The 26,304-nt window shown below is 67.3% G+C and carries 27 protein-coding genes; 14 read left to right on the forward strand and 13 right to left on the reverse strand.

What is annotated here, in order from left to right:
• Positions 1–3 precede the first annotated feature (3 nt).
• The 3 genes from guaA to V5F61_RS09580 form a co-directional block, all read right to left on the reverse strand.
• Positions 4–1,575 carry a glutamine-hydrolyzing GMP synthase gene (guaA, locus tag V5F61_RS09570; protein WP_393988203.1) on the reverse strand — a complete coding sequence of 524 codons (1,572 nt, stop codon included), beginning with the start codon at positions 1,573–1,575 and terminating at the stop codon, positions 4–6.
• Positions 1,576–1,731: 156 nt separating this feature from the next.
• Positions 1,732–3,033, reverse strand: coding sequence for an RsmB/NOP family class I SAM-dependent RNA methyltransferase (locus tag V5F61_RS09575; RefSeq protein WP_393988204.1), 1,302 nt, complete (start codon positions 3,031–3,033; stop codon positions 1,732–1,734).
• The gene (locus tag V5F61_RS09580; protein ID WP_393988205.1) at positions 3,030–3,695 is read right to left on the reverse strand and encodes a 5'-methylthioadenosine/S-adenosylhomocysteine nucleosidase; all 666 of its coding nucleotides are present in this window, start codon (positions 3,693–3,695) and stop codon (positions 3,030–3,032) included. Before V5F61_RS09580 ends, V5F61_RS09575 begins: the two co-directional genes overlap by 4 nt.
• Positions 3,696–4,066: 371 nt before the next feature.
• On the opposite strand from V5F61_RS09580, the gene V5F61_RS09585 reads away from it, so the two are divergent.
• From V5F61_RS09585 to V5F61_RS09595, 3 genes are all read left to right on the forward strand, one after another.
• Positions 4,067–5,743: a methyl-accepting chemotaxis protein gene (locus tag V5F61_RS09585; protein ID WP_393988206.1), complete on the forward strand. Its 1,677-nt coding sequence runs from the start codon at positions 4,067–4,069 to the stop codon at positions 5,741–5,743.
• A gap of 340 nt (positions 5,744–6,083) precedes the next feature.
• Entirely contained in the window at positions 6,084–7,781 is a 1,698-nt protein-coding gene (locus tag V5F61_RS09590; RefSeq protein ID WP_393988207.1) for a methyl-accepting chemotaxis protein, read from the forward strand.
• A gap of 127 nt (positions 7,782–7,908) precedes the next feature.
• Entirely contained in the window at positions 7,909–8,439 is a 531-nt protein-coding gene (locus V5F61_RS09595) for a gamma carbonic anhydrase family protein (RefSeq protein WP_393988208.1), read from the forward strand.
• Between the two features lie 38 nt (positions 8,440–8,477).
• On the opposite strand, the gene V5F61_RS09600 is transcribed toward V5F61_RS09595, so the two are convergent.
• A complete protein-coding gene (locus V5F61_RS09600; RefSeq protein WP_393988209.1) occupies positions 8,478–9,137 on the reverse strand; it encodes a transglutaminase-like cysteine peptidase in 660 nt (219 codons plus the stop codon).
• 218 nt (positions 9,138–9,355) lie between these two features.
• On the opposite strand from V5F61_RS09600, the gene V5F61_RS09605 reads away from it, so the two are divergent.
• Together V5F61_RS09605 and V5F61_RS09610 are read left to right on the forward strand one after the other, a co-directional pair.
• Positions 9,356–10,054 carry a rhomboid family intramembrane serine protease gene (locus tag V5F61_RS09605; RefSeq protein ID WP_393988210.1) on the forward strand — a complete coding sequence of 233 codons (699 nt, stop codon included), beginning with the start codon at positions 9,356–9,358 and terminating at the stop codon, positions 10,052–10,054.
• A 173-nt stretch (positions 10,055–10,227) separates the two neighbouring features.
• On the forward strand, positions 10,228–10,659 hold the full coding sequence (locus V5F61_RS09610) for a CBS domain-containing protein (protein WP_393988211.1): 432 nt from the start codon (positions 10,228–10,230) through the stop codon (positions 10,657–10,659).
• Between the two features lie 79 nt (positions 10,660–10,738).
• On the opposite strand, the gene V5F61_RS09615 is transcribed toward V5F61_RS09610, so the two are convergent.
• Complete coding sequence (locus V5F61_RS09615; protein WP_393988212.1) at positions 10,739–11,374, reverse strand: peroxiredoxin; 636 nt, start codon at positions 11,372–11,374, stop codon at positions 10,739–10,741.
• A gap of 210 nt (positions 11,375–11,584) precedes the next feature.
• On the opposite strand from V5F61_RS09615, the gene V5F61_RS09620 reads away from it, so the two are divergent.
• The gene (locus V5F61_RS09620; protein ID WP_394104031.1) at positions 11,585–12,991 is read left to right on the forward strand and encodes a diguanylate cyclase domain-containing protein; all 1,407 of its coding nucleotides are present in this window, start codon (positions 11,585–11,587) and stop codon (positions 12,989–12,991) included.
• Between the two features lie 49 nt (positions 12,992–13,040).
• Here V5F61_RS09620 and V5F61_RS09625 read toward each other — a convergent pair whose 3' ends face one another.
• Together V5F61_RS09625 and V5F61_RS09630 are read right to left on the reverse strand one after the other, a co-directional pair.
• Positions 13,041–14,714 (reverse strand): lysine--tRNA ligase, encoded by a 1,674-nt coding sequence (locus tag V5F61_RS09625; RefSeq protein ID WP_393988214.1) that lies wholly within the window; start codon positions 14,712–14,714, stop codon positions 13,041–13,043.
• A 50-nt stretch (positions 14,715–14,764) separates the two neighbouring features.
• Positions 14,765–14,983 carry a hypothetical protein gene (locus tag V5F61_RS09630; protein ID WP_393988215.1) on the reverse strand — a complete coding sequence of 73 codons (219 nt, stop codon included), beginning with the start codon at positions 14,981–14,983 and terminating at the stop codon, positions 14,765–14,767.
• A 102-nt stretch (positions 14,984–15,085) separates the two neighbouring features.
• Between V5F61_RS09630 and V5F61_RS09635 the strand changes: the two genes are divergently transcribed.
• Positions 15,086–15,703 carry a TetR/AcrR family transcriptional regulator gene (locus V5F61_RS09635; protein WP_393988216.1) on the forward strand — a complete coding sequence of 206 codons (618 nt, stop codon included), beginning with the start codon at positions 15,086–15,088 and terminating at the stop codon, positions 15,701–15,703.
• Here V5F61_RS09635 and V5F61_RS09640 read toward each other — a convergent pair.
• Positions 15,697–16,461 (reverse strand): transporter substrate-binding domain-containing protein, encoded by a 765-nt coding sequence (locus V5F61_RS09640; protein WP_394104032.1) that lies wholly within the window; start codon positions 16,459–16,461, stop codon positions 15,697–15,699. The two genes, V5F61_RS09635 and V5F61_RS09640, sit on opposite strands and share 7 nt — an antisense overlap.
• A gap of 194 nt (positions 16,462–16,655) precedes the next feature.
• Here V5F61_RS09640 and V5F61_RS09645 point away from each other — a divergent pair, with 194 nt between their 5' ends.
• Positions 16,656–18,620: a glycosyltransferase family 2 protein gene (locus V5F61_RS09645; RefSeq protein WP_393988218.1), complete on the forward strand. Its 1,965-nt coding sequence runs from the start codon at positions 16,656–16,658 to the stop codon at positions 18,618–18,620.
• Here the strand turns inward: V5F61_RS09645 and V5F61_RS09650 are convergent.
• Together V5F61_RS09650 and V5F61_RS09655 are read right to left on the reverse strand one after the other, a co-directional pair.
• Positions 18,604–19,194, reverse strand: a complete 591-nt coding sequence (locus V5F61_RS09650; protein ID WP_393988219.1) for an SCO family protein — start codon at positions 19,192–19,194, stop codon at positions 18,604–18,606. The two genes, V5F61_RS09645 and V5F61_RS09650, sit on opposite strands and share 17 nt — an antisense overlap.
• 52 nt (positions 19,195–19,246) lie before the next feature.
• Complete coding sequence (locus V5F61_RS09655) at positions 19,247–19,447, reverse strand: hypothetical protein (RefSeq protein WP_393988220.1); 201 nt, start codon at positions 19,445–19,447, stop codon at positions 19,247–19,249.
• Positions 19,448–19,790: 343 nt separating this feature from the next.
• Here V5F61_RS09655 and V5F61_RS09660 point away from each other — a divergent pair, with 343 nt between their 5' ends.
• Both V5F61_RS09660 and V5F61_RS09665 read left to right on the forward strand, forming a co-directional pair.
• Positions 19,791–20,081 (forward strand): hypothetical protein, encoded by a 291-nt coding sequence (locus tag V5F61_RS09660; RefSeq protein WP_393988221.1) that lies wholly within the window; start codon positions 19,791–19,793, stop codon positions 20,079–20,081.
• A 30-nt stretch (positions 20,082–20,111) separates the two neighbouring features.
• Positions 20,112–21,050 carry an AEC family transporter gene (locus tag V5F61_RS09665; protein WP_393988222.1) on the forward strand — a complete coding sequence of 313 codons (939 nt, stop codon included), beginning with the start codon at positions 20,112–20,114 and terminating at the stop codon, positions 21,048–21,050.
• A 22-nt stretch (positions 21,051–21,072) separates the two neighbouring features.
• Here V5F61_RS09665 and gluQRS read toward each other — a convergent pair whose 3' ends face one another.
• Positions 21,073–21,969, reverse strand: a complete 897-nt coding sequence (gluQRS, locus tag V5F61_RS09670) for a tRNA glutamyl-Q(34) synthetase GluQRS (protein ID WP_393988223.1) — start codon at positions 21,967–21,969, stop codon at positions 21,073–21,075.
• A 45-nt stretch (positions 21,970–22,014) separates the two neighbouring features.
• Between gluQRS and V5F61_RS09675 the strand changes: the two genes are divergently transcribed.
• The 3 genes from V5F61_RS09675 (at position 22,015) to V5F61_RS09685 (ending at position 24,076) form a co-directional block, all read left to right on the forward strand.
• Positions 22,015–22,665 carry a DNA-3-methyladenine glycosylase family protein gene (locus V5F61_RS09675; protein WP_393988224.1) on the forward strand — a complete coding sequence of 217 codons (651 nt, stop codon included), beginning with the start codon at positions 22,015–22,017 and terminating at the stop codon, positions 22,663–22,665.
• Between the two features lie 30 nt (positions 22,666–22,695).
• Positions 22,696–23,394, forward strand: a complete 699-nt coding sequence (locus tag V5F61_RS09680) for an alpha/beta hydrolase (RefSeq protein WP_393988225.1) — start codon at positions 22,696–22,698, stop codon at positions 23,392–23,394.
• A gap of 124 nt (positions 23,395–23,518) precedes the next feature.
• Positions 23,519–24,076 carry an HNH endonuclease gene (locus V5F61_RS09685; RefSeq protein ID WP_237347209.1) on the forward strand — a complete coding sequence of 186 codons (558 nt, stop codon included), beginning with the start codon at positions 23,519–23,521 and terminating at the stop codon, positions 24,074–24,076.
• A gap of 52 nt (positions 24,077–24,128) precedes the next feature.
• Here the strand turns inward: V5F61_RS09685 and V5F61_RS09690 are convergent, their stop codons facing one another.
• Positions 24,129–24,638 (reverse strand): disulfide bond formation protein B, encoded by a 510-nt coding sequence (locus V5F61_RS09690; RefSeq protein ID WP_393988226.1) that lies wholly within the window; start codon positions 24,636–24,638, stop codon positions 24,129–24,131.
• Positions 24,639–24,997: 359 nt separating this feature from the next.
• Here V5F61_RS09690 and irrA point away from each other — a divergent pair, with 359 nt between their 5' ends.
• Positions 24,998–25,462 (forward strand): iron response transcriptional regulator IrrA, encoded by a 465-nt coding sequence (gene irrA / locus V5F61_RS09695; RefSeq protein WP_393988406.1) that lies wholly within the window; start codon positions 24,998–25,000, stop codon positions 25,460–25,462.
• 145 nt (positions 25,463–25,607) lie between these two features.
• Here the strand turns inward: irrA and V5F61_RS09700 are convergent, their stop codons facing one another.
• Positions 25,608–25,955 (reverse strand): DUF2794 domain-containing protein, encoded by a 348-nt coding sequence (locus tag V5F61_RS09700; RefSeq protein WP_393988227.1) that lies wholly within the window; start codon positions 25,953–25,955, stop codon positions 25,608–25,610.
• Between the last annotated feature and the right edge of the window lie 349 nt (positions 25,956–26,304).

Here is a 26,304-nt window from a genome sequence, read left to right on the forward strand (position 1 = left end):
ATTTCATTCCCACTCGATGGTGCCGGGGGGCTTGGACGTCACGTCGTAGACGACGCGGTTCACGCCCTTTACCTCGTTGATGATGCGTGTTGCCACGCGGCCAAGGAAAGACATGTCGTAGGGGTAAAAGTCCGCTGTCATCCCGTCCACGGACGTTACAGCGCGCAGGGCGAGGACGTGGTCGTAGGTTCGCCCGTCGCCCATCACGCCTACGGTGCGTACGGGAAGGATGACCGCGAACGCCTGCCAGATCACGTCGTAAAGGCCGGCGTAGCGGATCTCCTCCAGGTAGATGGCGTCCGCCTTGCGCAGGATGTCGAGCTTCTCGCGGGTGATGCCGCCCGGGCAGCGGATGGCGAGGCCGGGGCCGGGGAAGGGGTGGCGCCCCACGAAGCGGTCCGGCAGGCCGAGCTCGCGGCCGAGCGCGCGCACCTCGTCCTTGAAGAGGTCGCGCAGCGGCTCCACCAGCTTCATGTTCATGCGCGCGGGCAGGCCCCCCACATTGTGGTGGCTCTTGATGGTGACCGAGGGGCCGCCAGCGAAGGAGACGCTCTCGATCACGTCGGGATAGAGCGTGCCCTGGGCCAGGAAGTCGGCCCCGCCCACCTTCTTCGCCTCGGCCTCGAACACATCGATGAAGAGCTTGCCGATGATCTTGCGCTTCTGCTCGGGATCATCAACGCCTTCGAGCGCCGTCAGGAAGAGATCAGAGGCATCCACGTGCACCAGTGGAATATTGTAGTGTCCGCGGAACAGGGAAACCACCTCGTCCGCCTCGCCCTGGCGCATCAGGCCGTGATCCACGAACACACAGGTGAGCTGGTCGCCGATGGCCTCGTGAATGAGCACGGCCGCGACCGAAGAATCCACGCCCCCCGAAAGGCCGCAGATGACGCGGCCTTTGCCCACCTGCTGGCGGATGCGCGCGACGGCGCGCTCGCGGAAGGCGCCCATGGTCCAGGTGCCCTGCAGGCCGGCCACCTTGCGCACGAAGTTTGCCAGTAGCCGCGCGCCATCGGGCGTATGCACCACCTCGGGGTGGAATTGCACGCCGTAATACTTGCGCGCCACGTCGGCGATGGCGGCGAAGGGAGCATTGGGCGAGGTCGCGATCACCTCGAAGCCTTCGGGCAGGGCGGTCACGCGGTCGCCGTGGCTCATCCACACGGTGTGGCGCTCGCCGGCGTGCCACACGCCCTCGAACAGCGGCACCTCCTTTTCCACCGCCAGCTCGGCGCGGCCGAACTCACGGTGATGCCCGGCTTCCACGGTGCCGCCGAGCTGCGCGGCCATGCACTGCTCGCCATAGCAGATGCCGAGCACCGGAACGCCGGCGGTGAAGGCCTCCTGCGGCGCCTTGGGGCTCTCGCCCTCGATCACCGAGGCAGGCCCGCCGGAGAGGATGATTGCCTTCGGCTTCAGCCGCGCCACGGCTTCCGCCCCCTTCTGGAACGGCACCACCTCCGAATAGACGCCTTCCTCGCGCACGCGGCGGGCGATGAGCTGGGTCACCTGGCTGCCGAAGTCGATGATGAGGACGGTATCCTGAGCGGTGTCCTGGGAAGGGGTGGCCATGAGGCGGGGACTTTCCGTTTGAGGCGTGGAGGCGCTTGACGCGCTTCCTTTAGCTGGAAAGTCGCCTTTGAAAAAGCCATCGTCCCGCGCCGACCCGCAAGCGCCGCGCACGGCGGCCATGCGCGATCGGAAGGGGATGCGCGGCGCGAAGGGAGATCAGCCCGCGCGCCGCAGCACGCTCACGAAGAAGCCGTCGGTGCCGGTGCGCCGGGGCGTGAGCAGCAGCCCCTCGCGTCCGAGGAGCGCGGCATCCTTGAGTGCGAGCCCGCCAGCGCCCAATGCCAGCACGGCCTCCGCCGGCGGGACGGGGGCGAAATCCGGGTGGTTCGCCAGAAGTGCGCGGATCTGTGCGCCATTCTCCTCGTCCAGCAGCGAGCATGTGACATAGGCGAGGCGACCGCCGGGCTTCACGTAGCGCGTGGCGTCTTCCAGGATCTTCGCCTGTTCAGCCGTGCGCTGGGCGAGAGCACCGGGACGCACGCGCCACTTGGCGTCCGGATTGCGGCGCCAGGTGCCCGTTCCGGTGCAAGGGGCGTCCACCAGCACCAGGTCCATGTGGCCTTCGAGATCCGAGAGCACGTTTTCGGCGCCACGCGGCGCCCGCACCTGTACGTTGCGCACGCCGGCGCGGGCGAGGCGCTCGTGCATGGGCTTGAGGCGGCGGATATCGGCGTCGTGGGCGTAGATCTGGCCCTTGTTGTCCATCAGGGCCGCGAATTCCAGAGTCTTTCCGCCGGCACCCGCGCACAGGTCCAGCACCTGGGTGCCGGGCAGCGGCTGCGCGAGGATGGCCACGATCTGCGAGCCCTCGTCCTGCACCTCCACCTCGCCCTTGATGAAAGCGGGCTCGGCGGAAACGGGCGGCGCCTTGCCCTCGGCGTCTAGGGTGATGCGCAGCGCCAGCGGAGACCAGCGGCCGGGCTCGGGCTTGAGGTGGGAGAGCGCGGCGCGCGCGTCCTCGGGTGTTGCCTTGAGGGTGTTGACCCTGAGATCCAGCGGCGCCCGTGTGGCCAGGGCCTGCCCTTCCGCCACCACATCCTCGCCGAGCACGTGGCGAAGGGAGGCGTGGAGCCATTGAGGGTAATCCCCGCGCACGAAAGGCGCGGCCTCGGACAGGTCGGGATTGGCGAGCCGGCTGCGCTCGTCAGCGCTGAGGGCGGCCGGCGCATAGCGCGCGCCATCCGCCAGCCGGGCGATGGCCTCCACGTCCAGGCCGCGCATGACGGCCAGCATGCCGAGCACGAGCGCACGCGGCTCATCGGAACCCATCACGGCCGCGGCGGACGCGCGCCGGCGCAGGGTGTCATAGACGATGCCGGCGATGGCGGCGCGGTCGCCCGAGCCGGCGAAGCGATGGCCGAGGCCCCAGTCCTTCAACGCTTCGGGCGCCGGGCGGCGGCGGGTGGCGATGTCAGCCAGAACCTCGATGGCGGCGGCGATGCGGGCGGCGGGCGTCATGCCTCGCACTCCGGCATGGGCCGGAGGCCGCCCGCGGTAGCCTGCGCCACGAACTGGTCGAGCGCAATGGCGAGCTTCTCGTCGATGATGTGCAGGTATTCGCTCCAGTCCTCGTAGCGAGACAGCTCGGACTTGCCGTCGGAGATGCCGCGCAGGCCCATGATGGGCAGGTGGAAACGCCGCGCCGCGCGCAGCACCGCGAAGGTTTCCATGTCCACCATGTCCTCGGCGATGGCATCGTAAGCTGCACCGGAGATGATGGCGCCGCCCGTGGACAGCGAGGCAGAGGGCACGCCCGCGATGTGGTGGGGCAGGGGCACCACTACTGGCTCGTCCACGAACGGGGTGCGCCCCTTCTCGAAGCCGAGGGCCGAGGCGTCCATGTCCCGGTAGGCGACGTGGGAGACCTGGTACACCTCCGCATGATCGAGGCTCCGGGAGCCAGCCGAGCCGAGGGTGAAAACGACGTCGGGCCGCCGGCCCAGGTGGTCGAGCCGGGCGAGCAGCCTTGCTGTCTCCACCGCTGCTTCCACCGGCCCCACGCCGGTGATGAGCGGGTTTATCCGCGCCTTGAGGTGAGGACCGAACTCCTCGTTGGTCGCCATCACGAACAGCACGCTGAGGCCACCCACGGCGAGAAGGTGGCGGGCAGGATCGTCCATCGGTTCACCTGAAACGACGCAAAGCTCTCTCCTCGGCCGCAGCGCCCCGTCTGTCAATCGGCGCGCGGCGACGAAGAGTGCCATAGGCTTTTATATCAGGGTGCCTTATTGACCTATTGCAATGACGGGAATCCGACCTTCGTCGAGTGTAGCGGTACGATGATGGGCCGCACGTGTGCGTTTGGAAGCTAAGCCGATTTCGTCCATTGGGTTAAAGGGATATCCCCTATACCGGAGCCCTGCGGGCTCTGGCGGCAGGGAAGCGGAAGGTCGGCGTTTTCCAAAACGGGGCGGGAATCAGGTCCGGTCACTTCGGTCACGCGAGGGCCGGCCGTTGGGGGGGGGATATCATGGGGTTCAGGAACTGGCCGTTGACTTGGAAGGTCGTCAGTCTTCTGCTCGGGTTGGGCGCGCTCAGCCTGGGTGGCGTCTATTATGCGACGTCGAACATGCTGTGGATCGACCGCGCCTATTCGCAGCTTCTCGGCCACGAGGCGGTTGCCTCGATGCGGCTCGCCCGTGTGGGGCGCTTCATCGCCAGCTATTCCAGCGCGCTGCATCAGCAGGTCGGCGCCGAGAGTTCCGAAGGTGCCCGCAGCGCCATCGTCCTGCGGGACCAGGCGCTGAAGGGCCTGCAGGACAACATGAACGAAGCCACGCGGCTGCTCCCTTCTGGCAGCACAGAGCTGCAGGCCGCGAGCCGCGACTTCCGGCAGGCGACTGACGGCCCCTGCAAGGCGGCGCTTGCCCTGGCGCAGGAAGGCCGGGAGGAGGATCGGCTGAAGGCCGAACACGCCCTGAAAACCTCCTGCGATCCGGCGCTGGAGGAGGTGGTGGCCCGGCTGGTTGAGTTCAACCGGCTGCTCTCCGAGTCCGTGCTCAGCAAGCAAGAGGCCTTGTCGGCGACCTCCCGCGGCACCGCCTACCTGACGCTCTTCGGCGTGGTCGGCGCGACGCTCCTCATCCTCGCTCTGGCCGTTCTGGTCCTTCGCCTGCTGGTGGTGCGCCCGCTCCAGGGCAGCATCGGCATCATGGCAGCGCTGGGCCGGGGCGAGCTTGGCGTCACCGTGACCGGGACGGACCGCGCCGACGAGGTGGGTGCCATCGCTAAGGCGCTCGAGGCGCTGCGCGCCGAGCTGCGGGATGCCGAGCACCTGCGCACCGAAACCGCGGTTCACGCGCGGCACGAACGCGAAGTGCTGGCGCGGCGAGAGACGATGGCGCACGACTTCATCGCCAGGATGCAGGCGCTGGCCGCAGGCTTCGTCGAATCGTCCGCCGAGGTGGCCGGCGCCGCCAGAAGCCTCTCGGCGACGGCGGAGGAAACCTCCCGCCAGGCGCAGGCCGTGGCTGCGGCGGCCGAGCAGGCGGCCGCCAACGTGCAGACCGTGGCTTCCTCCTCGGAGGAAATGGCCGCTTCAGTGCATGAGATCAACGGTCAGGTCTCCCAGTCCGCAACCGTTGCGGATACCGCCTTCGTGGAAGCGGAAGCCTCGAACCGCCACATCGGCGGGCTCGCGGCTGCGGCCGGCGCAATCGGCGAGGTGGTGGACATCATCAAGACCATCGCCGCGCAGACCAACCTTCTCGCCCTCAACGCCACCATCGAGGCGGCGCGGGCAGGGGAGGCGGGCCGTGGCTTCGCCGTGGTCGCTGCGGAGGTGAAGGACCTTGCGGCCCAGACCGCCAAGGCCACTGACGAGATTGCCGGGAAGATCGCGGAAATTCAGCACGCCACCGACGGGACGGTGGCCTCCATGGCTGAAATCGTGCGTGTCATCTCGACCATCAAGGAGAACTCCGCCGCCATCGCCGGCGCGGTGGAGGAGCAGGGCGCAGCGACCTCCGAGATCGCGCAGAACTGCCAGCAGGCGGCCACCGGCACCCAGCAGGTGACGCAGAACATCTCCGGCGTTGGCCAGGCGGCGGAGATGACCGGCAGCGCCTCCACCCAGCTGATGGACCTGTCCTCTGGCCTCTCCAGCCGCGCAAGCGATCTCAAGAGCGCGGTGGAGGACTTCGTGAAGGATTTCGCGGCGGCGGCCTGAGCGCGCGCAACTCCCGATGCCCTTGAACGCCCCAGGAGCTTTGCCCGGCTCCTGGGGCGTTTGCCTTTCAGGGATTGGCGTCTCCGCTCAGCCAGTATTTTCCCGGCAAAATACCCATAACTTGTTTCCAATTGAAAGTATTCGTTTGCGCGTTCATGAAACTGTTAATTGAAAAGCTCCTTAATGGGAGGTAGTATCATCTACATACTGAATTGGCGTGTATCCGTCCTTGGACCTCCCAGGCGTGGTCGGCGGGCGGGTCATGGCGTTTTGCATTGTCCGTCGCGGGGCGAATGCAGTTCCAGCGAAGCCGCGGGCTGGCGGCTGTTGGGGGAAGCTCATGTCGTTCAAGAATTGGCCTCTCGCCTGGAAGGTGGTCAGCCTCCTGTTCGTTCTCGGTGCGGTGAGCCTCGGGGGCGGCTACTATGCCACCTCCAACATGCTCTGGATCGACAGCGTCTATTCCAAGCTGCTGGGCCATGAGGCCCTGGCGGGAATGAACATCGCCCATGCGGGGCGCTACATCGCGCGCTACAGCGGGGCCGTGCACCAGAGGGCGGCTGCCGATTCCACCGAGAGCATGATGCGCACCGCGGCCCTGGTGGACCTCGCGCAAGATGGCTTCAAGAACAACATGAAGGAAGCGGCCGAGCTTCTGCCGGAGCGCACCGCCGACCTGGAGCGGCTGACCGGGGATTTTCAGCGCGCCGTGAGCGGGCCCTGCGGCGAAGCCATCGGCATCGCGGAAGGGTTCGATGCCGACAAGAAGGAGCGGGTCGCCGAGGCGATGAAGACCGGCTGTGATCCTGCCCTCGACGCGGTGATCGACCGGCTGACCCAGTTCAACCGCACCCTCGCCAAGGAGGTCGCGGACGAGCAGGAGCACCTCGCTGCCGCGTCCCAGAAGACGGCTTGGGTCACGCTGGCCGCCATGTCCGGCGGCACGCTGCTCATCCTCGCTATTGCGATTTTCGTTGTCCGCTTCTGGGTTGTGCGCCCCATCCAGGGCTGCATCGGTGTCATGGCAGCGCTCGGCCGGGGTGAGCTCGACGTACCCGTGCGCGGAATCGAGCGGACCGAGGAAATCGGCACGATCGCCAAAGCTCTGGAGACGTTGCGTGGCCATCTGCGCATCGCTGAACAACTGCGCCGCGAGGCGGCCGAGCGCGAGATGAGCGAGCGCGAGATTCTGGCGCGCCGCGAGCAACTGGCGCATGATTTCGTGGGCCAGATGCAAAGCCTCGCGTCGGGCTTCGTGCAGTCCTCGGGCGAGCTTGAGGATGCGGCCAGGAGCCTCTCTGCCACGGCCGAAGAAACCTCCCGCCAGGCTCAGGCGGTGGCGGCTGCCGCCGAGCAGGCCTCATCCAACGTACAGACGGTGGCTACCTCCTCGGAGCAGATGGCTGCGTCCGTACACGAGATCAACGGGCAGGTGGCCCGCTCCGCCACGGTGGCCGACAGCGCTTTCACCGAGGCCGAAACCTCCAACCGCAGCATCGCGGGCCTTGCGTCGGCGGCTGGCGCCATCGGCGAGGTCATCGACATCATCAAGACCATCGCGGCACAGACCAACCTTCTCGCCCTCAACGCCACCATCGAGGCGGCGCGGGCGGGGGAGGCGGGCCGGGGCTTCGCCGTGGTGGCCGCGGAGGTGAAGGATCTCGCCGCCCAGACCGCCAAGGCGACCGACGAGATCTCTTCCAAGATCGCCGAGATCCAGCAGGCGACCGATGGGACGGTGGCTTCCATGGCGGAGATCGTCCGCGTCATCTCCACCATCAAGGAGAACGCTTCCGCCATCGCCGGCGCGGTGGAGGAGCAGGGCGCGGCCACCGCGCAGATCGCGCAGAACTGCCAGCAGGCGGCCACCGGCACCCAGCAGGTCACGCAGAACATCTCCGGCGTCGGCCAGGCGGCGGAGATGACCGGCAGCGCCTCCACCCAGCTCATGATGCTTTCGAACGGCATTTCGGGCCAGGCCGCGGACCTGCGCCGGCTGGTGGAGGGCTTCGTCACCGAGTTTGCCGCCGCGGCGTGAGAATAGAGCTTCCGGTGGCGGCGTGATGCCTCGCGCCCCCTGCCGCCGCGGGGACGGTGTGCCTCTAGTCATGGCCCGGCATCGGCGTTAGGGGAGGGCAGGCCCAGCGCCCACAGGAGGAACAGCCATGCCGCTTTATGCGCTCGACGGTGTCGCCCCAGAGCTGCCCGCTTCCGGCAATTATTGGATCGCGCCCACGGCGGTGCTCATCGGCCGGGTGGTCGTCAAGGAGGGGGCGAGCATCTGGTTCGGTGCTGTGCTGCGCGGCGACAACGAGCCCATCGTCGTGGGCGAGGGCAGCAACATCCAGGAAAACTGCGTGCTCCATACGGATCCGGGTTGTCCGCTCACTCTCGGCGCCAACGTCACCATCGGACACAATGTGATCCTGCATGGCTGCACCATCGGCGACAACAGCTTGGTGGGCATGGGCGCGACAGTGCTGAACCGTTCCGTCATCCCCGCTTTCAGCCTGGTGGGAGCTGGCGCGCTCGTCACCGAGGGCAAGACATTTCCCGAGCGTTCCCTGATCGTGGGCTCGCCGGCCAAGGCCGTGCGCGCGCTCGACGACGCCGCTATCGAGGGGCTCGCGAAGAGCGCGCTCAACTACCAGCGCAACGGCAAGCGCTATGCCCAGGGGCTGGTGCGGGTGGATTGATGCGAGGGTAAGGCGGTACCTGTGAAAGGACGGGCGCCTCAGCGCCCGCCACCCACCACAGGCGGGGAGGGCACCAGCGTGTCGCCGAGAGACACCCACTCGGTGGCGCGCGCCTGGGACTGGCGCTTCACATAGCGATAGCCGGTGTCCTTCCAGGAGAGGATCTCATCCTCCTGGTTGTCGAGGATCAGGTCGCCGCGATCGGTGATGACCGTCAGCACCGCATGGCCATCGCCCTCACGGTCCCGCACGACGGTGATGAGCAGGACGGAACTGGGCCAGCCCAGGTTGAGCAGGGTCCGGCGCTTCTCCAGCACGTAATCCTCGCAATCGCCCCTCCCGTCATCGGGGTAGGCCCAGCGCTCGGTCTCTCCATAGTGCTCGAGATCGGTTTCCGGCTGGACACGGGCGTTGACGCCGCGGTTCACGCGGTCGAGCTCGGCTTCCTTCTCGTCATCGAGGTGGACAGCCACAATTCTCCGCCCGGAGCTGCCGCAATCGCGGGCGTGTTCCGCACAGAAGCGCGTGTAGCCCGCCGGTGCACTGGTGCTGCGGCCCTCGGCAAGGTGCTGGGGTGCAAACGCGGGCGAGAGATTGGCGAAGCGCTGTTCCTGAGCGCCAGCCGCGCCGAGGCCGCCACACAGCAGGGCCATAGGGAGCAGTATCTGCAGCAGGGTCTGGGGCAAGAACTTCGACATCGCGGCCATCCGCCGTGGGTTAACAAAATGATAATGCCTCATCCCGGCCGCAATTGCTTCGTCAACCTTCTGTTAACCTTAACCGTTTTGTGGGTGCGTGGCGCGTTTCTCACCGACCCTCTGAACAGGGGATTTCCCTTGCCGAGCAGGGCGCGGCTGCCTATGTCGGGGGCGTGTCCAATCGCCCCTTCCTCCCTTCCGGGCCGGCTCGCGAGCCGGTGTTCAACCTCCCCGCCAGCGTGGTTGGCGTGGCGCTGGTGCTGATCGCAATCCATGCCATCCGCATGCTGGTGCTGAGCCCGGAGGCGGACCTGGAGGTGCTGACGTATTTCGCCTTCATCCCGGCCCGTTACACCCTGCCGGACACCATGTTCTACCTGCCGGGAGGGCTGGGACCGAAGGTGTGGACGGTGGTGAGCTATGCGCTCCTCCACGCCAATTGGATGCATGTGGGCGTCAACCTCATTTGGTTTCTCGCCTTCGGCACCCCCGTGGCGCGACGCTTCGGAACGCTACGCTTTCTCCTGTTCTGCGCGGTGACGGCCGCGGCAGGGGCCGGCGCGCATTATCTCAGCCACCTGGACGGCATCGTGCCCCTGATCGGCGCCTCGGCCACCGTCTCCGGGGCCATGGCGGCCGCCATGCGTTTCGCGGTGTCGCCGGGCGGCGCCCTGGCCGGTGGCTTCGGCGGGGGAGACCGGCACCCCGCCGAATCCCTTCTCGACAGCCTGCGGAACCCACAGCTGCTGATCTTCATCGCCATCTGGTTCGGGCTGAACCTGCTGTTCGGCCTCGGTGTCTCCATGCCGGGCACCGAGGGCGCGGAGGTGGCGTGGCAGGCGCACGTGGGTGGTTTCCTGGCGGGGCTGCTGCTGTTCGGCCTGTTTGATCCGGTACAGCGCGTCCGCGTCCGCTGAAGGGGCCGGCGGCCCTATTTGGTACCCCTCTACAGCTTTGCGTTGCGCGCAGGCGAAACGCGCTTGCCTCCATAAGCGATGCGAGAGATGCTTTCTTTTGGAACAGGCCGGCACGGGCAAAAGCAACCGGGCCATACCGGATCCCGGCCGGCGTCCGAAGGGAGCGAACGCCAATGACCGTGAGCAGGATTCTGCAGCAGAAGGGCGGTGACATCGTCACCATCTCCCCCGGCGCCACCGTGGGTGACGCCGTGGCGCGCCTTGCGCGGCATCACATCGGCGCCATCGTGGTGGTGGATGACCACATGGCCGTGGAAGGCATCATCTCCGAGCGCGACGTGGTGCGCCTGCTGGGCGAGCGCGGCACCGATGCTTTGTCCGCGCCGCTGGACAGCGTGATGACACGTGCCGTCGTCACCTGCACGGGCGACGAGACGGTGCCGGTGATCATGGAGCGCATGACACGCGGACGCTTCCGCCATGTGCCGGTGGTGGAGGGCAGTCGCCTCGTGGGCATCATCTCCATCGGCGACGTGGTGAAGCACCGCGTGGAGGAGATGGAACGCGAGCACGCGGCTCTGCGCGACTACATCATGTCCGCTTGAGGCAGGGCTCCGGTCGGCCGTGGGGCCGGCCGGAGAAGGGATGCCCCGCGCGGGGGCGTCCGTGAACGCCCGTCGGGGCTCACGCGCCGGGCTGGCGTACCACGCGCAGGTAGGGCTTCACGGTCTTCCAGCCTTCCGGGAACTTGGCCTTCGCCGCATCGTCCGACAGGGACGGCACGATGATGACGTCCTCACCGGGCTTCCAGTCCACCGGCGTCGCCACCGAATGGTTGGCCGTGAGCTGGAGCGAGTCGAGGACGCGGAGGATCTCCTGGAAATTGCGCCCGGTGGACGCCGGATAGGTGATGGACAGCTTCAGCTTCTTGTCCGGGCCGATGATGAACACCGAACGCACGGTGGCGCTGTCGTTCGCGTTGGGGTGGATCAGGTCATAGAGCGTGGACACCTTCCGATCCGCGTCGGCGATGAGCGGGAAGTTCAGGCTCGCGCCGGTGGCATCCTTGATGTCCTGCACCCAGGCAGGATGATTCTCGACCTTGTCCACGGAGAGGCCGATCACCTTCACGCCGCGCTTGTCGAACTCGCTCTTGAGATGGGCGACCTGCCCCAGCTCGGTGGTGCAGACGGGGGTGAAGTTCTTCGGGTGGGAGAAGAGGATGCCCCAGCTGTCGCCGAGCCAGGCGTGAAAGCTCACCGGCCCTTCCGTGGTCTCGGCGGTGAAGTCCGGAACGGTGTCCCCAAGGCGCAGGCTCATGTCACACTCCAATTCACAACTGAAACGAGTTGATATTTTGATTATATAACTTATTTTATAGAGTTAAATCATTTTGTGCGCGTGGTTCCCTGCCGGCCACGCGCGTGGGAAAGTGAACACCGGCCGCTGGAGCCCGCTTGCTGCCGCGCGTGACACACGCCACGTAGCTGGATGCGTGGCAGCAGGGCACGATCGGGCGGACGGCCCCTGTTGACCGACGCCGGAGAGACGAGGGTGATGCACGGCAGCGGGGCGGAGACGGCTGCGGCGGGGCAGGGCGCGCTTTGCCGGATCGCACGCGCGATGCTCGGCGTCGCGACGGCGGCCATTGTGCGGAGGGCGGAGCCTCTCCCGCCCGCCGTGGCGGTGCTTTGGCGCCGGGCCGAGGCCGCGCAGGGCGTGCTGGTCGTGGAGGATATCCTTAAGGACGAGACGCTCGCCGGCCTTTCTTTCGACCTGGAGGACAGGGCGCCGCGCTTCTGTGCCGCCGTTTCACTTCATGCCGGCGCCGACATGCAAGCCGCCGGCCTTCTGCTCCTGCTTGATCCGGCGCCGCGCGTGCTCTCGGCGGAACAGAGCCGAGCGCTCACGGACCTCGTGACGCTCGCGCAGGCGCAGTCTGCGCTGGAGGCCGCCGCCCACGAGGCGGCGACCGAGGCGGAGAGCTACCGCCTGCTGGCCGAAAACTCCGCGGATACCTTGGTGCGGGGGAGCCTCGAAGGCATCCGTCTTTATATCTCACCCGCGGTGCGCACCCTGCTGGGCTACGAGCCGGAGGAACTGGTGGGCAAGCGCGCGATGGACCTTGTGCATCCCGATGACCGGCCCGCCTTCCAGGCCCTGATGCGGCAGATCCGCGAGGGCAGGGTGGAAAACGCCAGCAGCGAGCAGCGCCAGCGGCACAAGAATGGCACCTGGGTGTGGATCGAAGCCTTCATCCGGCTGACCCATGACAAGATCACCGGTGCGCCGGACGGCTATGTGGTGTCAGTCCGCGACATCTCCCAGCGCAAGGCGGCGGAGGCGCGTCTGGCTCACCTTGCCGCCCATGACGCGCTGACCGGGCTTGCCAACCGCAGCTTGCTCCAGCAGCGATTGGAGGAGGAACTGGCGCGCGCGCGGCGGGCCGGGGCAGGCATGGGTTTTGCCGTGCTGTGCCTCGACCTCGATCGCTTCAAGGACGTGAATGACACCCACGGGCACGCCGCAGGCGATGCCGTTCTGCGCACGACGGCCGACCGCCTCCGGCGCGAAACGCGGCGGGAGGATCTGGTGGCACGGCTCGGCGGCGATGAGTTCGTCGTGGTGCTCGGGGCCTGCACCGCGCCGCTCGATGGCGCAGAGCGGCTTGCCCACCGGCTGATCGAGGCGATGGCCGTGCCGATTTCCTGCGGCGTGGGCGCGGCGAGCGTTGGCGTCAGCATCGGTATCGCCGTCGCGACCCCGGCGATGGTGGAACGCGGCGCGAGCTTGGGCGAGCTTCTGCGTGCCGGCGACCGGGCGCTCTATGCCGCGAAGAGGCGGGGGCGCAACCGCATGGTGGTGGCTCCGAGCGGCGGGCACGACGCCGATGCCAGCCTGCCTCCGGCGCACCAGGGCGACGCATCCATGCCGTGAACCGCCGCCGGACTGCCCGGCGGCGGCGCAACGACAGCGGCGCCCCACCTCAGGCGGCGCCGGCGAGTTCTCCGGCAAGGGCCTTGGCGATCAGCGCGCGGGTTTCGGGAACGCCGTAGATCTCCACGAAGGAACCGAAGCGCGGCCCGCGCTCCAGTCCGAGCAGCACCTGGTAGAGCGTGTTGAACCACTCCACGGAGACGCCGGGCCGCTCGGGCGTTGCGCCCTTCGCCTTCAGGTCCTGGTAGCGGGCGATGGGACGGGCGACATCATAGAGCGCGCTCTGAATGTCTTCCGCATTGGCGCCGGCGGGCAGGGCGGCGAGCGCGGCATCGAGGCTCGCCAAAGCCTCGCGCTCAATGGCGTCAGGCACGCGGAACACCTTGTTGGGCTTCACGAAGTCCTGGAAATACTTCACCGCATAGCCCACCAGCTCTGCGAGCTTGGGATGGCTCTGCGCGGAAACGCCGGGCACATGGCGGTTCAGGAAGCCCCACAGCACGGCCTCATCTTCGGTATTGGAGGCCGAGGCGAGGTTAAGGAGCATGGTGAAGGAGATGGGCATGTCCACCTGGGGTGGATTTCCCGCATGGATATGCCACACGGGATTGCCGAACCGCAGCTTCCAGTCCTGCTGGGGATAGCGGGAGAGGAAATTGAAATATTCGTCCACCGCCTTCGGAATCACGTCGAAATGCAGCTTCTTGGCCGAGCGGGGCGACTGGAACATGTAGAGCGCGAGGCTCTCCGGGCTCGCATAGGTCAGCCACTCGTCGATGGTGAGGCCATTGCCCTTCGACTTGGAGATCTTCTGCCCCTTCTCGTCCAGGAACAGCTCGTAGACGAAGTGCTCCGGCGGGGTGCCGCCCAAAATCGCGCAGATCCGGTCGTAGATTGGCGCATTGGTCTGGTGGTCCTTGCCGAACATCTCGAAATCCACGCCGAGCGCGGCCCAGCGGGCGCCGAAATCCGGCTTCCACTGCAGCTTCACATGTCCGCCGGTCACCGGAACCGTCTTGTCCTGCCCGTCCTCGTCCGTGAAGGTGAGGGTGCCGGCTTTGGCGTCAACCGCCTTCAGCGGCACGTAGAGCACCCGGCCCGAGACCGGGGAGATGGGCAGGAACGGCGAATAGGTGGCTTGCCGCTCCTCGCCGAGGGTCGGCAGCATCACCTGCATGATGGCATCGTACTTTTCGGCGGCCTGCAGAAGGACGGGGTCCAGCTTGCCGGAAAGATAGTAGTCGGTCGCGCTGGCGAACTCGTAGTCGAAGCCGAAGGTGTCGAGGAAGCGGCGCAGCATCGCGTTGTTGTGCGCACCGAAACTCGGATAGTCGCCGCCGAACGGGTTTGGCACCCGCGTCAGCGGCATCTGCAGATAGGGCTTCAGCGCCACCGGATCCGGCACGTTTTCCGGAATCTTGCGCATGCCGTCCATGTCGTCGGAGAAACACAGCAGGCGAGTCTTTACCTTGTCCTCGGTGAGGATGCGGAAGGCATGGCGCACCATGGTGGTGCGCGCCACCTCGCCGAAGGTGCCGATATGGGGCAGGCCCGAGGGGCCGTAGCCGGTCTCGAACAGCACCTCGTCCTTGGGTTTGCGCTTCAGCCGCTCCACCAGCTTGCGTGCCTCCTCGAACGGCCAGGCGGTGGCCGTCTCGGCGACGCGCTTCAGCTCACCGGCAAGTTCTGCCGGGACAGCAAAGGCGGACGAGGCTTCAGTCATGACAAACTCCACAAAAGGAGCGCGATACTTAGGAAGGCGCGAAGGTTGCGTCAACGCGCACGGGGCGCGGCGCGGGCCCGCGCCAGGGGCAGCACCACATGCACCATGCCCACCACCATGGGCGGTACCGCGCACAGGGTGGTCGCCCACACCGGCCAGCCGGCGGTAACCGGGGACAGGAGTACGAGGATGACGTTGATGAGCACATACGCCCCGGCCATCATCAGGCCGAGGAAGCGCAGATGTGACCAGGCGGGCAGGTGGATCATGACACGCTCCAGAATTCATAACGAAACGATACGTTTCATTCGAGTCAGGATATATACGGACCGTTCCGTTTATCAAGGCCAGATGTTTCGAAGGAGCAGGAATTGACGCACCCGGCATCTCCCGAACCCTCTCCGCAGGAAGGGCATCGCCGTGCCTCCATCGGCGCGCGCCGCAATCCGGAGGCCGAAGCCGCCATTCTGGAGGCGGCGCGTGGGCTGCTGGCGGAGCGCGGCTATGCTGGCTTTTCCATAGAGGAAGTGGCGCGCCGCGCCGGTGCGGGCAAGCCCACCATTTACCGCTGGTGGCCCACGAAGGCTGATCTCTTCATAGATGTATACAGCGCGGAGAAAAGCGCCGCGCTGGTGCCGCCGGAGACCGGCGCCCTCTGGAGCGATCTTCTGGCCTACACCCGCGCCCTGTGGGCGTTCTGGCGCGACACGCCTTCGGGGCGCACCTTCCGCGCCCTTATCGCCGAGGCGCAGGCGAGCGAGACGGCGATGATTGCGCTGCGGGACAAGTTCCTGCCCGAGCGCCTCAAGGACGTCAGGCGCATGTTCGATGCGGCCGCCTCCCGCGGCGATGTCCGCGCGGAGGCGGTTCCCCACCTTCTCACGCTCTATATCGGCTTCAACTGGGTCCGCCTGCTCACGGACCGCATCGCCGACGATCCGGAGGGCATAGAGACCGTTGCACGCACCCTTGCCGGCGCGCCTCAGTAGAAGCCGATGGGGAACCAGCGCAGGTAGAGGTCCGTGTAGACCCCCTTCTCCCATATGCGCTGCAGGGCATAATCGATGGCGTGGCGCAGCTTGTCGTTGCCTGCCTTCACGGCCACCGCAAAGCCTTCGCCGAAGAAGCGGCCCTCCGTGAAGGGGCCGCCCGCGAATGCGCAGCAGGCCGCCGAATCCGTGCCGTTGAGCCAAAGCGAGAGGGCGATGCCGTCGCCGAACAGCAGGTCCACATCCCCATTGCGCAGCGCCGCCTGGGCGCTCTTGAGATCGGGGTAGGGGCGAATGGCCGCTTCGTTGAAGAAGGAGCGCAGGTAGGCCTCGTGGGCACTGCGCGAGACCACCGCGATTCGCTTGCTGGCGATGGTCTCGGGGAGGGTCGTGGCCGGTTCCTGGCCCTTCCGGGCGACGAACCGCGCCGGCGTGCCCAGGTAGCGTTCCGAAAAATCGAGGGCCGCTCGATTGGCCGGGGTCGCGGCGAGCCCGGCGATGGCTGCATTCGCGCGGCCCTGTTCGAGGGTTTCGAGCAGGCTGTCGAAAGCCACGGCCTGGATGGCGCAGGCGACCTGAAGCTCCGCACAGATGGCGCGCGCGAGGTCCACGTTGAAGCCCGAAAGCACCCCTTCCGCGCTCAGGAAATTGAAGGGCGGGTAATCGTCGGAGGTGACGATCTTCAGTTCCTTCGGCAAATCGGCCGCGTCGGGGCGCTCCAGCCGGCGCTCGGAATTCCAGAAATTCGGCACCACCACCGGTGCCGCGAGGCCCCGCGTCGGGGCATCCGGCCGCGAGGATTCGGCGTAGGCGGCTCCATGCAGAAGCCCCGTTCCCGCCAGAGCCAGGGCGAAAGCGCACCACCGGGTGAACAACCAAAAGCTGAAGTGACTTCGTTGTGCCATGATGCACATAGTACCTTTGGGCTGCATTCCGGACGGGCCAACATAGCATGGTGATGGAGGCGTTGCGTGCCGGCAAGGGGGGCTCCCGTCGGCTCTCTGGCGAAGACCGCACGGGAGCCTCCGGCACCGACGCGCCCGCCAATGGGCCTTTGCCTCCTGAGCTGGCCGCGTTCACCCCCATCCTGCCCGCTTCCCTGCTTCACAGGGCCAGCTCCCGCGCGCGGGAGCTGGGGGTAGGTGGCGACGAAGTGCTGCGCTGCGCCGGCCGCGTGGATGACCAGGAGGCCGCGGATGCGGTCGCGCGCCATCTCGACCTGCCGTTGGTGGAGGCCATCGACGGCCTCGCTCCTCCCGCGAACGGAGTGCCGGGCGAGGCGGCCGACTGGGCGCGAGCCTTGCTGCGCACCGGCGTCCACGCCGGGCTCGACCACCGGGGCCGCGTGGTCTTCACCCTTGCCCCGCGCGGACGTGCCATCAGGCGGCTCGCGCGGGCCCTGCGGGCGGATCTCCCCCTGCGCGCCCGCATGCGCCTGATCGCTCCCGGCGCCTTGCGCCGCCAAGTGGCAGAGGAGGCGGGGCTGGCCATCGCCAACGATGCTGCTTTCGCGTTCCGCGATGCCGCGCCCGCCCAGTCCGCCGGAGCGCTCGACGCCGCGCAGGCGCTGTTCAGGATGGCGGCCGTGGTGGCGGGAGCCGGCGCGCTCGGCTGGTTCCTCGCACCGGGAGTCGCCTTCCTCGCAGCGCAGGCGCTTCTTTCGGTGATCTTTCTGGCCTGGATCGCGCTGCGGCTCGCCGGCTGCGGCTTCAACGCGCTGGAGGACGAACCGGCGCCGCGGATGGATGAGCGCCACCTGCCGGTCTATACCCTTCTGATTCCGCTCTATAAGGAAGCGGCGAGCGTGCCGCGGCTGGTGGCGGCCATGCGCGCGCTGGATTATCCGCCCGAGAAGCTCGACATCAAGCTGGTGGTGGAGGCGGACGACACCGAGACGCGCGCCGCCATCGCCGCCCTGGGGCTCCCCGTCCACATGGAAGAGGTGGCGGTGCCCAATGTGGGGCCGCGCACCAAGCCCAAGGCGCTCAACATGGCGCTCGTGTTCGCGCGTGGTACCTATGTGGCGGTGTTCGATGCGGAGGACCAGCCGGAACCGGACCAACTGCGGCGCGCCCTCGCGGCATTCTGGCGCGGCGGGCCGAAGGTGGCCTGCGTCCAGGCTCGCCTGTGCGCGGACAATGGAGCCGAAAGCTGGATCAGCGGCCATTTCGCGGCTGAGTACGCCGGCCAGTTCGATGTGCTGCTGCCGGTCCTGAGCGCCTTGAAGCTACCGATCCTGCTCGGCGGCACCTCCAACCACTTCCGGCGCGACATTCTGGAAGAGGCCGGCGGCTGGGATCCCTTCAACGTAACGGAAGACGCTGACCTCGGCATCCGTCTTGCCCGGGCGGGCTGGCGCACGGAGGTGATCGCCGCCACCACCTTCGAGGAAGCACCGGTGACGCTCAGGGCCTGGCTCGGCCAGCGCACGCGATGGATGAAAGGATGGGCGCAGACCCTGCTCGTCCATGGCAGCAAGCCGCGTCGGCTGTTGCTGGACCTGGGCTGGCGCAACTCCATTGCGGTCACGGTGCTTACGGCGGGGCCGTTCGTCTCCGCCCTGCTTCATCCCTTTTGCCTGGGGTTGCTGCTGTGGCATCTGGCGCAAGGTGAGTTGGGCCAGCCCAGCGCCAGCTGGGCGGAAGTGCTCACCTCCGCGCTGACCTATGTCACGCTGGCCGTAGGATATGGCGGCACCGCGCTGACCCTGCGCGTGGGCCTTGCGCGGCGGGGCGAGCGGCTGCGGGCGGGGCTGCTCTGGAGCATTCCCGTCTATTGGCTGCTGATGTCGTTCTGCGCGTGGCGCGCGCTGACGGACCTCGTAAAGCGCCCGTATCATTGGGAGAAGACGGCGCACGGCATCTCCACCCGTCGCATGCCGCTCAACAAAGCGCAGCCGCTTAGAAATAGCGCCTGAGGGCCTCCGCCGCGGCCTCCGGGGCCTGCTTGGAGTTGAAGGGCGCTACAAATGCGCCAGTCTTGTCCATGAGGTACACCACCGCCGTGTGGTCCATGGTGTAGTCGCCATCCGTAAGCGGCACCTTGCGGGAATAGACGCGGTATTCCTTCTTAATGGTCTCGATCTCATCGGGACGGCCGGTGAGGCCGCGCAGCTGAGGGGCGAAGCTTCCGAGGTAAGATTTCATCACCTCCGGCGTGTCACGTTCCGGGTCCACTGTCACGAAGAAGGCCTGCACCTTGTCCGCATCGGGACCGAGCGCGCGGAAGATCTCGGACATCTCATAAAGCGCGGTGGGGCACACATCCGGGCAGTGGGTGAAGCCGAAGAAGACGAGGCTGGGCTTGCCCTTCAGCGCCGCCTCGCTCACCGGTGCGCCGTTCTGGTCCACCAGGGAGAAGGGGCCGCCCACGGCCGCCGCGCTCGTCTGCGGGGGCGGCCCCGGCAGCAGGGCCGTGACACCGGCGACGAGGATCAGAGCTCCGGCGGCAAACGCGCCGAAGAGGGCCAGCAGTTTGAGGCGGGGGGTCATGGCGATACCGGAGAACAATGCGGGGCGGGGTGGGGATGTTTGCGCGCAGGCGTCACAGGCACGAGCCGATCCCGGCCGAAAGCGTGTCGAAGAAGACGGTGGCGCCATAACGCGACCACAGCAGCAGGGCCGCCGCCATCAGCGCGCCGGCAAGTCCCGTCGCCAGCCATAGCCCTGCGCGCGCGGCAAAGGTGGCCTTTGCCCGCATGGGGAGATGGGGAGGAGCGGCGAAGCCGGGTCCGTTCTGGCGCATGGCCGTTTCCGCGCGAAAGCGCATTAAGTGGTGAGATGTCCCGTAGAATAGTCGCCTTGAGCCAGCCCGCCAAGGGGCGGAGGCGGAGTTTGGTGGTATCCGGAAGCCGTCTCCGGGTAAGGTTGACGCCCCCGTGCACGGCCCCTAACAATAGCCGCATGCGAGTTTCCCGACCCAACCTGTCGGATTTCGCCCCCGCGCAGCGGCGAATTCCCCACCCGGTCGACTTTGTCGGCCGGGTGAAATGACGCGTCGGCCGTAAGCCTGCCCGAGGCGCTGCGCGCTGGCGCGACCCTTCATGGTCCGCGACGCCCATGCGTCCCCTCAGTCTGGAAATCTCACCATGTCGTCCCCCACCACCGCGCCTGACGGCGCTTCGCTCCATTGCCTCTTGGTGGAGGCCGAGCCGGCCCCGAACGCGCTGCTGCGCCTGCTGGAGCCCTTCGTCGTCCACGACATCCTGCCCCTGCGCCTGGAGAGCCGGGCAGAGGGGGATGCGCTCCGCCTTTTCATCGCCTTCTCGGCCGAGAGCGACCTTGCCCAGCGCCTGCGGATGCGCCTGTGCGCCATGCCGGCGGTGCGCAGCGCGGCGTTCGACATGCCCGCCCGCGAGGCGATGAGCGCCGCGGCCTGACCTTCTTCCGCAACTCGCCGAGCCCGCCCCATGCTCTCCGCCATCACCGACATCGCGGTCATCATCCTTCCGGTCTTCGGCATGGTGGCTATCGGCTATGGGGCGGCGCGGGCGGGGCTGGTGAGCGAGAAGGCCTCGGATGGCCTGGCCGAATACGTCTTCAACCTCGCCCTGCCGGTCCTGATCTTCCGTACCCTGTCCGAGGCGAAGCTGCCGGAGGCCCAGCCCTGGGGCTACTGGATTGCTTATTTCGCCGGCGCGTTCCTGGTGTTCGGCCTCGCCATGCTGGCCGCGCGGCGGCTGTTCGGACGTGGCCACCAGGAGGCGGTCATCCATGGCTTCGCGGCGGGGCAGGCGAACACCGTGTTCGTGGGCGTGCCGCTCATTTTGAAGGCCTATGGGGAAGAGGGCGCGGTGCCCCTGTTCCTGCTCATCGCCATCCACCTGCCCATCATGATGGTGGCTGCCACCCTGCTGCTTGAGGGGGGCGCCGGCTTCTCGCCCGCAACCCTCAAGCGCCTGGGACGGCAGCTCGCGCTCAATCCCATCCTGGTCGGCATTTATGCGGGCGGAATCGCCCAGATTTTCGGCGTGCACGCCACCGGCATTCCCCGCCAGCTCGTAGACCTGCTGAGCGCCTCGGCGACACCCTGCGCCCTGGTCTCGCTCGGCCTCTCGCTGCGCCACTATGGCGTGAGCGGCGACGTGCGCCCGCCCATGCTCATCGCCTTCCTGAAGCTGCTGGTGCATCCCGGCGCGGTGTTCCTGCTCACGCTGGTGCTGCCCATGCCGCGGGTATGGGCGGGCGTGGCTGTGCTGTTCGCGGCCATGCCCTCTGGCATCAACGGCTACCTTCTGGCGCAGCGCTACGGCGTGGCGGTGAGCACCACCACCAGCGCCGTCTCGCTCTCCACGGCGTGTGCGGTCGTTACCGTCGCCTTCTGGCTGCTGGTGCTGGGCGTCGGCTGAAGAGGCGCCGGTGCGCGCACCGTCAGAACGCCAGCTCCAGGCGCCGCCGGATGTCCTCCGGAGTCGCGCCGGCGGACCTCAGGGCCGCGAGGCTGGTGGCGTCGTTGCTCTTTGAGAGCTTGCGGCCCTTCTCGTCCAGGATCAGCCGGTGGTGGTGATACACCGGCGGGCTCAAGCGCAGCAGGTGTTGCAAGAGCCGATGCACCGCCGTCGCATGGAACAGATCCATGCCGCGGATGACATGGCTGATCTCCTGGGCCGCGTCGTCCACCACCACCGAGAGGTGGTAGGAGGTCGGCACGTCCCGCCGTGCCAGGATCACGTCGCCCCACGGGGCCGGATCCGCCGAAATGCATGAGAGCGGGCCATCGGGCGCGCCCTGCGCTTCCAGCCATGACAAGGGCGCATCGAGCCCCACAAGGGCGCGCGCCATGTCGAGCCGCAGCACGAAGGGCTCGCCCGCCACCCGCCGCGCCGCACGCTCAGCGTCGGAAAGCGCCGCGCGCGGGAAGGGAAAGAGGGGCGCGCCATCGGGATCTCGCGGATGAGGCTGAGCGGTGTCCGCCTCCCGCGCACGTACCGCCCGCACGATATCGCTACGGCTCTCGAAGGCGGGGTAGACGAGCCCCAATTCCTCCAGCCGGGCCAGTGCCGCCGCATAGTCCGCGAAATGCTCCGACTGGCGGCGCGGCGCGGCGTCGGGCGTGATGGACAGCCAGGACAGGTCCTCCAGAATGCCGGCCTCGTATTCCGGGCGGCATCGGGTGGCGTCGATGTCCTCGATGCGCAACAGGAAGATGCCGCGCGCGTGGCGGGCGGCGGCTTCGTTCAGCAAAGCGGAATAGGCGTGGCCGAGATGGAGGCGGCCGTTCGGGCTCGGCGCGAAGCGGCAGACGAAAGGACCGGGGAGAAGACTCATGATGTCCTGGCTTATTACCACACACCACCGTCCGGCGCCCACGCGGTGAGCGACCTTCTGCTGGCCGACCAGCCCGCTTTCGATCTCGCCTTTGCCCGGCTGCTGGCGTGCGATGCGCGCCTCGTTCCCCTCGCGGCGCTGACCGGCGTTCCGCGCCTGCGGCGGCGACCTGCCGGCTTCGGCGGCCTTCTCGGCATGGTGGTGGCGCAGCAGCTCTCCGTGGCCGCCGCCCGCGCCATCTCGGCCCGGCTGGAAGAGGCGCTCGGCGGCACGGCCACCACCGCGGCCTTTCTTGCCGCCGCGCCGGAGCAGCTGCGTCGCGCAGGGCTCTCCACGCCCAAGATCCGCATGCTCACCGCTCTCGCGGGGGCGGTCGAGGCCGGGGAGGTCGATTTCGGGGCGATTGCCGACCTGCCGACTGAGGTCGCAGCAGCAGAACTCGTGCGGTTGCCCGGCATCGGACGCTGGACCGCCGATCTCTATCTTCTGTTCTGCCTTGGCCGGGCGGACGCCTTCCCCAGCGGTGATCTCGCGCTGCAGGTAGCCCTGGGGGAGGGGTTCGAGCTGGGCGGGCGATGCACGGAGCAGGGCCTGCTCGCCATCGCGGAGGACTGGCGCCCGCTTCGGGGCGTAGCCGCGCACCTGCTGTGGGCCTATTATGGCGCACGAAGGGCCCGGGCCGGCGTGCCGGCCTGAGGCGTCCGCAGAAGCTGGGGGCTCATCGCCATGTCCTTTCCCCTCGACGGCGTTTCCCTGGATTCGCCAATTCTCGACGGCCCGCGGCTGCGCCCGAAAGCGGGCGGGCAGCCGGATTCCCTTGTGGTGCTGCTGCACGGCTACGGGGCCGATGGGCGCGACCTGATCGACCTCGGCAATGCCTGGGCCGGGCTGATGCCCCACACCGCCTTCGTCTCGCCCCACGCGCCGGACCCGTGCGAGCAGGCCCCGGTGGGGCGGCAGTGGTTTCCACTCACCTTCAATGACCCGCACGAGCTGCCGCGGGGCGCGGCCGCCGCGGCGCCGCTGCTGCACGCCTTCCTGGAAGAGGAGATGGCGAAGCTCGCCCTGCCGCCGGAGCGCGTGGCCCTGGTGGGCTTCAGCCAGGGCGCCATGATGGCCCTGAAGGTGGGTTTCTCGCCGGACATGCGGCCGGCGGCGGTGGTGGCCTTCTCCGGCATGTGGGTGGATGCGGGCGCGCCGCGCCAGGAGCCCATCGCCAATCCGCCGCCGGTGATCCTGATGCATGGCGAGGAAGACGAGGTGATTCCCGCGCAGGCGCTGTTCGGCTCCGCCCGGGCGCTGGCGGCCGCCGGCGTGCCGGTGGAATGGCATCTGAGCCCTGGGCTCGGCCACGGCATCGACGAGACCGAGGTGGCGATCGCGGGCATGTTCCTCGCGCGGAGCCTGTCTCGCGGAGCGGCTTGAGGCCCCCTGCGCGGCGGAGCGACACTGCCCCGCCTTCACAACACTGACATGGTGAATATAGAGTATCGCCGCGCATCGAGGTCGATCGGCTCGATTCGATGCGGAAGGACGAGGAGTTCGGTCCTTGACCACTGCTTTGTCACCAGGTGCCTGGCCAGCGCTCGTGCTCAACGCGGATTACCGCCCGTTGAGCTACTACCCGCTTTCTGTCTGGTCATGGCAAGACGCCATAAAGGCGGTATTCCTCGATCGGGTCAACATTGTCGAATATTACGACAAGGCGGTACGAAGTCCCGGTTTCGAAATCAGATTGCCGAGTGTTGTTTCCTTAAGAACATTCGTTAAGCCCACACGACAACCGGCCTTCACACGCTTCAATGTTTTCCTGCGCGACCGTTTCTCTTGCCAATATTGCGGCTCGCGCGACGATCTGACTTTCGACCACCTCATTCCGCGCTCCCGGGGCGGACAGACCACCTGGGAAAATGTCGTGACCGCCTGCTCCCCCTGCAACTTGCGCAAGGGCGGCTATATGCCGGGGGACTTGGACATGTGGCCGGCGCAGATGCCGTTTCAGCCTTCCGTCCAAGACCTGCACCAGAACGGCCGCCACTTCCCCCCGAACTACCTGCACGAGAGCTGGCTCGATTATCTTTATTGGGATACCGAGCTCGATCCCTGATCGAGTCGGAGCCACGCTTCGCTCCGGCACGTGCGTGGCCCACCCATCGCCTTCACCACGTGCGACCCGTTGCCGCTGCTCGCCCGGCGATAACTGCCAGCACCGCGGCGATGATGGCATTCCAGCCGGCCATGGAGAGGCCGAGCAAGCGCCATGTGGCCTCGTCGCAACGGGGCACGCTTGCCGTCTTCAGCGCGGCGAGAAGGTCCCCCGTCACCATGGTGGGCGCGCCGGTGCAGGAGGTGGGACCGGGCCAGAAGTGCCACTCCACACCTGCATGGAATACCGCGAGCCCGAGGTTGCTGACCATCAGCAGGGCGATGAGCGCGAGCAGGACCCGGCCAGCGCGGGAATGACCCCTGGCGAGCGCCAAAAGTGCGACAACGCCCACCGGCACGGCGACATAATAAGGAATTCTCTGGTCGAGGCACAGCGGGCAGGGAGTGAGCCCCACCACCAGCTGGAAGAACCATGCCGCCGCCAGCGCGAACGCCGCGCCCGCCGTCACCAGCAGCGCCGCCGGAGCGGGAGAACGGAGGGAGTGGAGGGGGAGGGGTGCCACGCGGGGCCTCGTCGCTATCTGCTCGGTGGTCATGCCGCGCGACACGCGCGTGCCCGAGGCGATAGACCCGCTGCATGCTCCTGTCCACGGTCCCGCACCGCTATGCCGCAGCCGTGAACGGCAGGCCCCTACCTTAGATTTATTCCTACTCACCCGAGCGCTCTGGCTCCGCAGCGCAACATGCGGTATAAGTCGGCAATCGTCTTCGGAGGAATTCGCATTCGCAATTGCGTTTCGCCTCCGCCGGCATATTTTGGTGGTACCTACGAAGATTGCAGACCGAAATGAACGAGATGCCCCGATCCCGATCCGCCTTCGGTACTCCCGTTGCCCAGAGCAGCGAAGGCCTCGACGAGCCCATGCTTCCGGTTGCCCAGCTGCGGGACATCACCGTGGCACGCCGCACCGGCTGCCCCTTCCATGATGTGCGTGAGATGCTGCGGGAAGTGGGGCTGCGGCCCACGCGCCAGCGGCTGGCCCTCGGCTGGCTCCTGTTCGCCAAGGGCGACCGGCATGTGACGGCCGAAATCCTGCACGAGGAAGCCATCAAGGCGCGCTTCCCAGTTTCGCTCGCCACTGTCTACAACACGCTCCACCAGTTCACCGAGGCCAGCGTGCTGCGGGAAGTGGCGGTGGATGGCTCGAAGACCTATTTCGACACCAACGCCTCCGACCACCACCATTTCTACCTGGAGGGCCAGAACGATCTGGTGGATATTCCCGCCAGCGACGTGGTGGTCAACCTCCTGCCCGAGCCGCCGGAAGGCTACGAGGTGGCGCGGGTAGATGTGGTGGTTCGCCTGCGCCGCAAGAGCAGGTCCTGATCGAACGCGGCTTTTCGCCGATGTCTCGGCGCATGATGCGCGCCGAGTTTTCCTGCTGATCAGCTTGGCAGATGCGTGCCGTTCACCGCCTTCGGGGAATGAGGCGTTGCGGCGCGCATTTTTGTGTCAGGCGGCACCCGGCACGTCAAACTGCGCGCAGCGGCCTTTCGAGCACCGCCAGCACGCGCGGCAGTTCATGTCCCCTCTTGAGGATGAGCCCGGTCTGCGACACCACCGCGTAGGCACCCTGACGACGCGCGAGCCGTGGGTCCTTCTCGATTTGATAAAGCGGCACGTCCATGGCGCGGCGGAAGATCGAGAAGACCGCCTTGTCTTTCATGAAGTCGAGGGCGTAGTCCCGCCACTCGCCGAGGGCCACCATCCGCCCGTAGAGGTCGAGGATCCGATCAAGCTCGCGGCGATCGAAGGTCACCCGCGCCACAGCCGCCGGGGCCGGCGCGCGGGACAGGCCTATGGGCTCGATATCTCCCATCGCCTCTCCTTTTCAGGGCATTCGCGCCGCAGCGCATCCTTTTCCATGATTGCCGCGGCCGCACGCGCTTTCAAGAGCATCCATAGCCGGCACTGCGATATGGCGCGGCAGATGCGATCACGTCAACGTTAGGCAAATCACAGTGTCGCCGGATTTCGGCCCAGCGCCTGCCGTGGGCGGGAGGGATAGTCCTTCTCGTAGCAGGGCCGGTTCGTGAGGCGCTCCGGTCTATCCCAGCCCCCCCAGCCCCCCGGGGCGTATCCGAACCGGCCACTGCTACGCATCGACATAGACCCCCAAGTTGAGCCGCCCTCCGGGCGGCTTCTTTTTTGCGCGCAACGACAGCGAC

The sequence above is a fragment of the Xanthobacter sediminis genome (assembly GCF_043195015.1).
Classification (GTDB): domain Bacteria; phylum Pseudomonadota; class Alphaproteobacteria; order Rhizobiales; family Xanthobacteraceae; genus Xanthobacter.